Origin of the sequence: Mycolicibacter minnesotensis (genome assembly GCF_010731755.1) — a bacterium.
Lineage (GTDB): Bacteria > Actinomycetota > Actinomycetes > Mycobacteriales > Mycobacteriaceae > Mycobacterium > Mycobacterium minnesotense.
Genome location: NZ_AP022589.1, coordinates 892794 through 903916, shown reverse-complemented (window position 1 = coordinate 903916; position 11123 = coordinate 892794). Strand labels below are relative to the sequence as shown.

Genomic DNA, 11123 nt, shown 5'->3' with positions numbered 1-11123 from the left:
CCGCCGCAGTAAGCCCGGCGGTCAGCGAGGTTCGACGCAGGAGAGTCGAAGCTGGGCCGCCGCAATGAGCCCGACGGTAGCCTCCATCCATGAACCTCAACTTGTCCGCCGACGAAGTCCTGACCACCACGCGATCGGTTCGCAAGCGTCTCGATCTCGACAAGCCGGTTCCCCGCGAGGTGCTGATGGAGTGCCTCGAGATCGCCTTGCAGGCACCGACGGGTTCCAACGCTCAGGGCTGGCAGTGGATGTTTGTCACCGACCCGGTCAAGAAGCAGGCGATCGCCGACATCTATCGCGTCAACGCCACTCCCTACCTGAGCCAGCTCAAGCCGGACTACGGCGAGGGTGACGTGCGTAGCGAGCGGATGGAGTTTGTCAGCGGTTCGGCCAAGTACCTGGCCGAGTACATGCAGGACGTCCCGGTGCTGATGATCCCGTGCCTGGCGGGCCGGCCTGAACAGCGGCCGTCGAGCGCGTCCTACTGGGCGTCACTGTTCCCGGCTGCGTGGAGCTACTGCCTGGCGCTGCGCAACCGCGGCCTGGGTTCCTGCTGGACCACACTGCACCTGCTCGGGGATGGTGAGCGTCAGGCCGCCGAGGTGCTCGGCATTCCGTACGAGGAGTACAGCCAGGGCGGACTGTTCCCGATCGCCTACGCCAAGGGCACCGACTTCAAGCCGGCCAAGCGGCTGCCGGCCGAGCAGGTGGTGCATTTCGACACCTGGTGATCGCCAGCGGTGAATGTCGGGGTATGTCACGTTTTCGAAGGAATCGCGTGCCATAACCCGACGTTCGGCGCCGGGTGACAGCTCACACCCCGCCGGCGAATCCGTGCTGGCGCCACGCCTCATAAGCCGCCACCGCGGCAGCGTTCGACAGATTCAGCGACCGTCGGCCGGGAAGCATCGGGATCCGCAGTCGCGCGGTGATGTGCGGATCGGCCAGGGTCGCCTCATCCAGGCCGGTGGGTTCGGGACCGAACATCAACACGTCGCCGGGTAAGTAGTGCACGTCGGTGTAGGGCGTGGTGGCGCCAGCGGTGAACGCGAAGACCCGAGCCTGTCCCAACGCCTCCCATGCCGCAGGCAGGGACGGATGCACCGTCACCCAGGCCAAGTCGTGGTAGTCCAGACCGGCCCGTCGCAGCTTCGGCTCGGACAGGTCGAAGCCCAGAGGCTCCACCAGATGCAGTTCCGCTCCGGTCGCGGCCACCATCCGGATCGCGTTTCCGGTGTTGGGCGGGATGCGCGGCGAATAGAACAGCACTCTGAACACAGCAGCATCCTCGTATCACGGCAGGCCAAGAAGCGACCGGCCTCCGGTCGCCGCGTATCAGGAAGGCTATGCCTGTCGAAGCCAACCAGGAAGTTCACGGTGCATTGCGGGCCGGTCCAGGGCTCCCCGCAAATCGTCAAAGAACTTCAGAAATGTCTGTCGCAAACTCGCCTGGGTCTTCGGTCCGGGATGAATTCTCGAGACAAATCGCGTACCTCGTCGGGGCGCGGTAATCTCGCAGTCCGAGTCGTGCTGATCGCAAAAAGAATAGGGAATCGAAATGCTTTTTGGTAAAGCGGGGGTAGTTGCTCCCATTGCAGCAATGGGATTCTCCGTTGGAGTTTTGGCTGCACCGGCAGCTCACGCCGATGAGCAGACCTTCCTTGACGCGCTACGTGAAAACGGTTGGTCGGCTATGAGTTTCGGTGGGACGGGCATCCCGGTGGCGCCCGGGCTCATCACGCGTCCGGACGTGGCAGTCGCGAACGGTCATGACGTGTGCAACCAGCTGCAGCTGGGGCTGACGCCGGACCAGATGGTTGCAACCACCCTCCCGGCTGCTCAGGATAATTACCGAATCTTCATAACAGCCGCGCAGCAACATTTGTGCTGACGGGCTGGCGTCGTTGTTATGGCGTGTCTTATTCTGCAGGCACTAGACCCCGGTTCGCTCGGGTCAGGTGCCTGCACTGTTTATTCGCCCATCCCGCTGACGTGAAGCCGCCGACGGTGATCCGGCCACTTCAGTTGGGGATGTCCAACAACACCAGAGCCGGATCAGGGGGGTCGATCGTGGTCGCCGGCCTGTTTGCTCGACCTGAGTTCGCCATGACACGCGCAGGTCTCGGAAAGTGTTCTGTTCAGTAAAAATCCTGGTCATGGCCGTGGCCTGACTGTCATACTCGTCGGATTGCTATGCCGTGAATCACACCGCGATCCGCTGTACGGGCGCGATGTCCGGAGAGAGTCCGATGAATGAGGCGCAGACGGTGAATCTCAGCCGAGCGGTCGGCGAATCGGCCGCCGACCGGTGACACTCTTTGACCACCCGGAAGGGGTGGACCAAGCCAGTAACGAGCCCGCCGAGTCAGCCGTGGACGGTCAGCAGCCGGAGGCTGCGGGCCTCAAGCGTCCGTCGCGATGGTCGGTGCGGAACTGGCCGGTGCGCTGGAAGGTGCTGGCGATCGCGTTGCTGCCGCTGGCGCTGGCCGGGGTGTTCGGCGGACTGCGGGTCGCCGACGCGCTCACCGAGGCCAACCGGCTCCGGTTGGTGGCCGACCGCGCCGAGATGATCCCGCCGATCACCAATTACATGTCGGCGCTGGGCGACGCGCTGGTGGCGGTGTCCTCCGACGGCGACGCCGAGGGTGCCCGGAAGAACTTCGAGAACCGTAAGTCCGAGCTCCAGTCGCAGCTGTCGCACACCGATGTGGCCACCGACGTGCGATCCGGAGTGGAGTCGCTGATCGATCGCGGCCAGAACTTGCTGAGTCAGGTGTCGACCACCGGGGTCGGCCTGCGCGACGAGGTGACCGGTTACGCCCCGATCCTGCTGACCGCCGAGGACACCATCACCGGTTCCGTGCGGGTGGACAGTGAGCGCATCCGATCGCAGACCGAGGCTCTCAGCCGTGCCGTCGGCGCCCGGGGCCAGATGATGATGCAGGAACTTCTGGTCAACCGGGGCGGGGAACTGCCCGACCCGGAGCTGCGCAGCTCGATGATGACGTTGGCCGGCACCGAGCCGTCGACCCTGTTCGGCATGACCGAGGTGCTCGGCGTGGACTCGCCGGACGCCAAGTCGCTGCAACAGCAGTTGGTGATTCGGATGTCGATCCTGGCCGATCCCGAACAGGTGCTGCCCAATAACCCGGTGTTGCGCGACTCGATCCGTACCACCGACCAGATCGCTGCCCGCCTGATCAGTGAGAACACCGGAGCGGTGACCCAGGCGGTGGAGGACCGGGCCGCGGACCGGCGTGCTGCTGCGCTGCGCGACATCGCGTTGGTGCTGACCGCGATCACCGCGACCCTGCTGGCCGTGGGGCTGGTGGCTCGCTCCCTGGTGCGTCCGCTGCGCACCCTGCGGGACAGCGCGTTGCAGGTGGCCCACACTGACCTCGAACAGGAGATCGCCCGGTTGCGTGCCGGCGTGCCCGGCTCTGAGCGTGACCCTGACCCGCTGCCGGTCTACACCACCGAGGAGGTGGGGCAGGTCGCCCATGCCATCGACGAGCTGCACGCCCAGGCGCTGCTGCTCGCCGGTGACGAGGCCCGATTGCGGGGTCTGGTCAACGAGATGTTCGAGACGATGTCGCGGCGCAACCGGTCCCTGGTCGACCAGCAGTTGGCCCTGATCGACCGGCTGGAACGCAATGAGGACGATCCGGACCGGCTGGAAAGTCTGTTCCGGCTGGACCACCTGGCTGCCCGGATGCGGCGCAACGGCGCGAACCTGCTGGTACTGGCCGGTGCCCGCGTGCCGCACGAGCGTGGTCGGCCGGTTCCGCTGGCGACCCTGATCAACGCCGCCGCCTCGGAAGTCGAGGGCTACGACCGGGTGCAGACCGTGCTGGTGCCCGACACCACCGTGATCGGTACGGCCGCGGCGGACTGTGTGCACCTGCTTGCGGAACTGATCGACAACGCGCTGCGGTACTCGGCGCCGACGGAGCCGGTGCGGGTGGTCGCCGGATTCGAGAACGACGGCGGGGTGGTGGTCGAGGTCGTCGATGTCGGCTTGGGCATGACCGACGCGGACCTGCGGATGGCCAACATGCGCCTGGCGGCGGGCGGGGAGTTCAGCCCCGAGAACGCCCGGCACATGGGCCTCTTCGTGATCTCCCGGCTGGCGGCTCGACATCAGACCGAGGTCCGGTTGTTCCCGGCGTCGCAGGGGTCTCGCGGTATCACCGCCGAGGTGTATCTGCCCCCGCACCTGCTGACCGTCCGGCCCGGCGAGGAGCTCGCCTCGGCGCCGGTCTTCGCGCCGTCGGCTGCGCCCTACGTGGCTCACGCCGAGGCGTCGCAGCCCGAATCGTACGAGCCCGCGTCCCACCCGCAGGCCGAGCCGCCCGAGGCCGCCGAATCCGGTCCCAGCGTCTCGCTGCTGCCGCGACGCACACCGGGTTCCAGCGGAATTACCGGCGTGCCCATCGCGCCGCCAGAACAACCGGCGCAGGCGCCGGCCGATACCGAACACGTGCGCCGCGAGCTGCCGCAACCCTGGTGGGAGGCCGAGGAGCCGGCGGCCGGCCCGGCCGCGTCGCCCGCCGCGGAACCGCAGCGCGCCGCCGAGCCTTCCGGCGAGAAATTCTCTCCGGCGGACACGTCGGGATATTTCGCGGCGCGTACCCGGGTGAGCTCCACCGCTTCCGATGTAGAGACCGACTCCATTTATCAGCGCATGCTCTCGGAGTCGCTTGCCAACGACCCCAACGAGGCCGCCCTGCGTGCTGACTTGGACTGGCAGTCGGTATGGGACCGCGGTTGGTCGGTTGCCGCCGAAGCGGAGAACGTACCTGTTGTTGCGCACACGGAACACGGCCTGCCCGTCCGCGAGCCGGGCGCCCGGTTGATACCTGGCTCGGCATCGGCCGAAGAACATCTGGATGACACTGAAGTGCCGGGTGGCCACGAACGGCCGGTAACATCCAATGGTGAACCGTCCCGGCGCGCCCCGGAGACACCGGAACGCGATCCCGCGGCGATCCGCGCCTCGATCAGCAGTCACTTCGGCGGGGTGCACGCCGCCCGATCGCACGCCCGGGAGAACGACGTGGAGCAGAGTGTGGACAGCGACCAGGGACAGAACCAGCCATGACATTCCCCACCGATTCCAGCGCGCATCGCCGTGCCGCCGAAGGCTCGTTGGACTGGCTGGTGTCCAACTTCGCCCGTGAGGTGCGCGGGGTGTCGCATGCGGTGCTGGTGTCGGTCGACGGCCTGACGGTTGCAGCCAGCGAGCATCTGCCCACCGAGCGCGCCGACCAGTTGGCCGCGGTGGCCTCCGGGTTGGCCAGCCTGGCCACCGGGGCGTCCCAGTTGTTCGAGGGCGGTCGGGTTTTGCAGTCGGTGGTGGAGATGGAGCACGGCTACCTGCTGTTGATGCGGGTCGGAGACGGCTCGCACCTGGCGACATTGGCCAGCACGTCGTGCGACATCGGTCAGATCGGATACGAGATGGCGGTACTGGTGGAGCGGGTCGGCGCGGTGGTCCAGTCCGCACGCCGATCGGCGCAGGCGCGGGGCGCCCACTCGTGAGGTGCCGGTGAATGGTGATGGACAGCCCCGAGCAATGGGCCCGGCCCCGGGCGCCGGAGATCCCCGCGGCCCCCGACCCGCCCGACACTGAGGCCAGTCTGGTCCGGCCGTACACGCTGACGGCCGGACGAACCCACACCGACGTACTGTTACCGCTGGAAGCTCCGGTGCAGACCCTGCGGGTGGCGCAGCCCAACCAGTGGCCGGTCAGCGATCCGCGCGGCCGGATCGTGGAACTCTGCCAGGGGTCACCGTCGGTCGCCGAGATCTCGGCGCGGCTCAACCTGCCGCTGGGCGTCGCTCGGGTGCTGGTGGGTGACCTGGTCACGTCCGGATACCTTCGGGTGCGGGCCACGCTGACCGAGGCTTCCACCCGGGACGAACGGCGAGACCTGATAGGAAGGACGCTTCGTGGCCTACGAGCGCTGGGATAGGCCCCCAGAGAGGCTCCCAGACCGGTCCGCAGCCCCCCGGGACTCGGCCTCGACGAAGATCGTCATCGCCGGTGGATTCGGGGTCGGCAAGACCACGTTCGTCGGCACCGTCTCGGAGATCATGCCGTTGCGTACCGAGGCTCTGGTCACCGACGCATCGGTCGGCGTCGACACCCTGGAGGCCACCCCGGACAAGCGGACCACCACGGTCGCGATGGACTTCGGCCGACTCACACTCGCCGACGACCTGGTGCTGTACCTGTTCGGCACGCCGGGCCAGCGCCGGTTCTGGTTCATGTGGGACGACTTGGTGCGTGGCGCGATCGGCGCGATCATCCTGGTCGACTGCCGCCGACTGGAGGACAGCTTCGCTGCCGTGGATTTCTTCGAGCACCGCAATCTGCCGTTCCTGATCGCGGTCAACGAGTTCGACGGCGCGCCGCGGTACCCCGTCGCCGCAGTGCGCAAGGCGCTGGCTTTGGCCGAACACATCCCGGTGATCGCCGTCGACGCCCGCGACCCCCGTTCGGCCCGTGACGCTCTCATCGCGATCAGCGAATACGCCCTGTCCACCCTGGCGCCGCAGGCTTGACCGCCGCCACTGAGTGGGTCGGCCAGGAATTCGTCGGCCACGACTTTCGCGACGCTGACCTGTCGCGGTTGCGCACCGAACGGGTGGTGTTCGACCACTGCGACTTCACCGGTGCCGACCTGGGCGAGTCGGTGCACCAGGGGTCGGCTTTCCGCAACTGTCACTTTGAGCGGGCTTCGTTGTGGCACAGCGAGTTCACCCAGTGCAGCATGCTGGGATCGCAGTTCATCCAGTGCCGGATGCGGCCGTTGGTCTTCGACGAGGTGGACTTCACCCTGGCCGGACTCGGTGGCGCTGATCTGCGGACGGTGGACTTGCGCGGCTGCCGGTTACGCGAGACCAATCTGGTCGAGGCCGACCTGCGCAAAGCGGTGCTGTGTGGTGCCGACCTGACCGGCGCGCGCACCATCGGCACCCGGCTGGACGAGGCGGATCTGCGTGGCGCACGGGTCGACCCGACGTTGTGGACCACGGCATCGCTGACTGGCACCCGGATCGACATCGCTCAGGCGATCACCTATGCCGCCGCCCACGGGCTGCGGCTGGACGGCGCTGCGGACGCATGAAACCGGCTAACGCTTGAGCCGGATCTTCCACCACACCAGCAGGCTGTAGCACACCGACAGCAACGCCAGCATCCCCATGTCGAGCAGCCAGATCCCCCTGGTGTGGTCCCATAGCCGGTCTTTGGGGATCTGCGGCGCATTCATCAGGGTGTTGAAGTCGACGGTCGACCCGCCCGCCGCGTATCCCCAGCGCGCCGGGGTGAGCCAGGACAACTGATCGAGGCCGGTCCGGCCGCCGACCGGGATCATTCCGCTGGACAGCACCAGCTGCGACATGATCGACACCACCAGCATCGGCATGATCTGCTCGTTGGACTGCGCGAATGCCGACAGCGCCAAGCCGAGAATCGCCGAGGCCACACAGGTGCCGGCCACCCCGAGGAACAGCTCGAAATTCACGCTGCCCAACAGCACTGCGTCGCGTGCGGGGCCGCCCTTGCCCACCACCACGATCGTGGTGGCGATGGCGGCCTGGATCGTGGCGAACACGCAGAACACCGCGATCTTGGCGAGCAGGTAGGCCACCGTCGACAGTCCGACGGCCTGCTCTCTTCGGAAGATCGGGCGTTCGCCGATCAGATCTCGGATGGTCAGCGCGGTACCCATGAAAACAGCGCCGATATTGAGCAGCACCATGATGTAGCGCGGTTCGGTGGGCGCATCGGGGCCGGGTATGCCCAGTCCATGGCTGCCTTCGACGGTCAGCGACAAAATGCCCACGATGAAGGGCAGCAGTGCCAGGAAGATCGAGTAGCCACGGTCGGAGACGATCAGCCGGATCTGGCGGCGCGCGATCGTCGAGAGCTGTTTGAGCAGGCTGGTGGCCGCCGGCTTGCCGAGGTCGGCCGGCGGTGTCTCGGCTACCGCCGCAGAGGACCGCTGGCCGCCGTCGCGTTCCAGGAAGCGCCGGTTGGCTTCGTCGGGGTCGGCACCCACGTTGGCGAAGATGTCGGCCCAGTTGTCGGCGCCCATGGCCGGGAAGACTTCTTTGGGCGGACCGCAATAGGCCATCTTGCCGCCGGGAGCGAGCAACAGAATCTGGTCGCAGACATCGAGGTAGGCCACCGAGTGGGTGACCACCATGACCACACGACCGGCATCGGCAAGGCCGCGCAGCATCAGCATGACCTGACGGTCCAGTGCCGGGTCCAGACCGGATGTCGGTTCGTCGAGCAGCAGCAACGAGGGCCCCGTCAGCAGCTCCAACGCCACCGAGGCACGTTTGCGCTGACCGCCGGAGAGCTTGTCCACCCGAGTCTCGGCGTGCTTGGTCATCTCGAGTTCCTCGAGCACCCGAGCGACCGCCTGATCGCGGTCGGCTTGGCTGCTGTCGGGCGGTAGCCGTAGCTCGGCTGCGTAGCCCAGTGCCTGGTTGACGGTCAGCTGGCGGTGCACCACGTCGTCCTGGGGGACCATCCCGATTCTGCTGCGCAGCGAGGCGTAGTCGGAATGGATGTTGTGTCCCTCGAAGAGAGTGATTCCGGAACTGGGGCTGGTGTAGCCGGCGATCAGCCGGGCCAGGGTGGTCTTGCCCGCACCCGAGCCACCGATGATCGCGGTGAGGGTGCCCGGCCGGGCGTTGAGGGAGATGTTGTTGAGCAGCCGCTTGCCGCCCTCGACGTCGAAACAGACATCGCGGACCTCAAGGCCGCCGCTGCCGGGGGTGGAATCGGTGCGACGCACCAGAGTGCCGCCGTGAAGTTCCAGGTCGACGTTGCCGATGGTGACGACGTCGCCCTCGGACAGGATCGCCGAGCCGATGCGGACGCCGTTGACGAATGTTCCGTTGATGCTCCGGCTGTCGCGGATCTCAGTGCCCAGCGGTGTCGGAACCAGCATGGCGTGGTGCCGCGAGGCCAGCACGTCGGAGATCACCACGTCGTTGTCGATGGCGCGGCCGATGGTCAGCGCTCCGGCCGGCGCGTTGGGTGCTGACGCCGAGGAGGGCCTCAGGATGTCGATCATTCGGGTGGCGATGCTGCCGGCCTCCGGCGGCGTCGCCGATACCGGTGCCATCCGGGTGGCCGACTGTTGGGGCTGGAACACCTCTGCGGGCGCCGGCTGATAGTTCGGACGCAGCGCCGCTGGTTCGCCTACGGGGCCGGAGGGGCCGGCCGGGTAGACCGGTGGTCGGGGCGCCGCCGGTGGTGGTGGGGGGTAGGGCGCCGGTCCCGTGGGCGGCCGGTAGGGCTGTTGGACTGGCGGTGAGGGCCAACCCTGCGACTGCGGCGGCCGGCTCGGGCGTGCGATGCCGGGCTGGGGGACCTGGATCGAGACGGTCTGCGGAGGCCGGCCGGCCTGGCCCTGGTGCCGTCCCACCTCGAAGGAGACCCGCGGCCCGTCCGGGTTGCCGAGGCTCACGGCCTGTCCATCGCGGATCTCGACCACCGGTACTCGCTGGCCGTTGACGTAGATCCCGTTGAGGGAGCCATTGTCGACACCCAGCCACCGACCCTGCTCGAAGCGCAGAAGTAGGTGAGCCCGCGACACCAGGGGATGGGGGATCCGCACGTCAGCGCGCAGGTCACGTCCGATGACAACGTCGTGGCCTGCGGAGAACGTGCCTTGTGATCCGTCGTAACGGACGGTCAGCACCGGCGGGGCTGGGTGACTCATCGCCGTCAACTCTAGCGAGTTACGTCCGGTGCGCCGGTAACGACGCAGTGCGTGCGTTCATAGATCGTCGGCATGCACTGGTTGCAGTGGATGCATTCCGAGAGCGTCGACGACTCGGCGGCGATCCGGTTGACCAGGTCAGGCTCGGCCAGCAACGCCCGTGCCATCGCCACGAATTCGAACCCTTCGGCCATGGCCTGATCCATCGTTGCGCGGTTGGTGACCCCGCCCAGCAGGATCAGCGGCATCGACAGCTCAGCGCGGAACAGTCGCGCGTTATCCAGCAGGTAGGCGTCGGTGTAGGGATATTCGCGCAGGAACTTGTTGCCGGTCATCCGCATGCCCCAGCTCAACGGCGGGGGAAAGACCTTGGCGAACTCTTTGACCGGGGCGTGCCCGCGGAACAGATACATCGGGTTGACCAGGGAACTGCCGGCGGTCAGCTCCAATGCGTCCAGACCGCCGTCGTCCTGCAACCACTTCGCGGTGGTCAGCGACTCGTCCAGGTTGATACCGCCGCGAACGCCGTCGGCCATATTCAGCTTGGCCGTCACTGCGATCTGGCCGCCCACCGCGCGATGAACCGCTTCGACGATGCCGCGGGCCACTTTGGCGCGGTTGGACAGCGACCCGCCGAACTCGTCGGAGCGGCGGTTGATCAGCGGGCTCAGAAACGAACTCGCCAGGTAGTTGTGGCCCAGATGGATCTCGACGGCGTCGAATCCGGCGTCTACGGCGTAGCGGGCGGCGTCGGCGTGCTGAGCGATGACCTGGTCGATGTCGTCGCGGGTGGCCTTCTTGGCGAAACGCATGCCGATCGGGTTGAAGAACCGCACCGGGGCCAGGGCGCGGGCCTTGTTGGAGCGTGCGTCGGCGACCGGGCCGGCATGGCCGATCTGAGCGCTGACCAGGGCTCCCTCGGCGTGTACCGCGTCCGTGAGTCGGCGCAGCCCGGCGACCGCCTCCGGGCGCATCCACAGCCCGTCGTTGGAGGTGCGCCCGCCCTGCGAGACCGCGCAGTAGGCGACGGTGGTCATGCCGACGCCGCCGGCGGCCGGGAGCCGGTGATATTCGACGAGGTCGTCGGAGGCCAGTGCGTTGGGCGTGCGGTTCTCGAACGTCGCAGCCTTGATGATCCGGTTGCGCAACGTGATCGGGCCGAGCTTCGCGGGACTGAAGACGTCGGGAACGGGCATAGCGGGAGCCTAATGGCGATCGCAAGCGCGGCGAAGCCGGGCGCAGCGGGTCGCCATGTTTGGGTTTGCGCGGCGATCGCAAGCGCGGCGAAGCCGGGCGCAGCGGGTCGCCATGTTTGGGTTTGCGCGGCGATCGCAAGCGCGGCGAAGCCGGGCGCAGCGGGTCGCCATCGTCTGT

10 protein-coding genes are annotated in these 11123 nt (G+C 67.3%); 7 read left to right on the top strand and 3 right to left on the bottom strand.

The features are described from left to right. Nucleotides 1-89: 89 nt before the first annotated feature. Nucleotides 90-731, top strand: coding sequence for a nitroreductase family protein (locus tag G6N09_RS04420; RefSeq protein ID WP_083023566.1), 642 nt, complete (start codon nucleotides 90-92; stop codon nucleotides 729-731). 82 nt (nucleotides 732-813) lie between these two features. Here G6N09_RS04420 and G6N09_RS04415 read toward each other — a convergent pair whose 3' ends face one another. Then, the gene (locus tag G6N09_RS04415; RefSeq protein ID WP_083023567.1) at nucleotides 814-1278 is read right to left on the bottom strand and encodes a tRNA (cytidine(34)-2'-O)-methyltransferase; all 465 of its coding nucleotides are present in this window, start codon (nucleotides 1276-1278) and stop codon (nucleotides 814-816) included. 280 nt (nucleotides 1279-1558) lie between these two features. Here G6N09_RS04415 and G6N09_RS04410 point away from each other — a divergent pair, with 280 nt between their 5' ends. The 6 genes from G6N09_RS04410 to G6N09_RS04385 all read left to right on the top strand — a co-directional run bounded on the left by G6N09_RS04410 (nucleotide 1559) and on the right by G6N09_RS04385 (nucleotide 7133). Then, nucleotides 1559-1891, top strand: a complete 333-nt coding sequence (locus tag G6N09_RS04410) for a DUF732 domain-containing protein (RefSeq protein ID WP_083023569.1) — start codon at nucleotides 1559-1561, stop codon at nucleotides 1889-1891. A 417-nt stretch (nucleotides 1892-2308) separates the two neighbouring features. Beyond that, nucleotides 2309-5101: an ATP-binding protein gene (locus G6N09_RS04405; RefSeq protein ID WP_083023572.1), complete on the top strand. Its 2793-nt coding sequence runs from the start codon at nucleotides 2309-2311 to the stop codon at nucleotides 5099-5101. Further along, entirely contained in the window at nucleotides 5098-5541 is a 444-nt protein-coding gene (locus G6N09_RS04400) for a roadblock/LC7 domain-containing protein (protein ID WP_083023574.1), read from the top strand. The genes G6N09_RS04405 and G6N09_RS04400 overlap by 4 nt, the downstream gene beginning before the upstream one ends. Before the next feature lie 17 nt (nucleotides 5542-5558). Beyond that, a complete protein-coding gene (locus tag G6N09_RS04395; protein WP_407662682.1) occupies nucleotides 5559-5975 on the top strand; it encodes a DUF742 domain-containing protein in 417 nt (138 codons plus the stop codon). Between the two features lie 58 nt (nucleotides 5976-6033). After that, entirely contained in the window at nucleotides 6034-6567 is a 534-nt protein-coding gene (locus tag G6N09_RS04390; RefSeq protein WP_083023921.1) for a GTP-binding protein, read from the top strand. Further along, nucleotides 6564-7133, top strand: a complete 570-nt coding sequence (locus G6N09_RS04385; protein ID WP_083023576.1) for a pentapeptide repeat-containing protein — start codon at nucleotides 6564-6566, stop codon at nucleotides 7131-7133. Before G6N09_RS04390 ends, G6N09_RS04385 begins: the two co-directional genes overlap by 4 nt. A gap of 6 nt (nucleotides 7134-7139) precedes the next feature. On the opposite strand, the gene G6N09_RS04380 is transcribed toward G6N09_RS04385, so the two are convergent. Then, nucleotides 7140-9749 carry an ATP-binding cassette domain-containing protein gene (locus tag G6N09_RS04380; protein ID WP_083023577.1) on the bottom strand — a complete coding sequence of 870 codons (2610 nt, stop codon included), beginning with the start codon at nucleotides 9747-9749 and terminating at the stop codon, nucleotides 7140-7142. 11 nt (nucleotides 9750-9760) lie between these two features. Beyond that, nucleotides 9761-10945: an NADH:flavin oxidoreductase gene (locus G6N09_RS04375; RefSeq protein ID WP_083023578.1), complete on the bottom strand. Its 1185-nt coding sequence runs from the start codon at nucleotides 10943-10945 to the stop codon at nucleotides 9761-9763. Nucleotides 10946-11123: the final 178 nt, after the last annotated feature.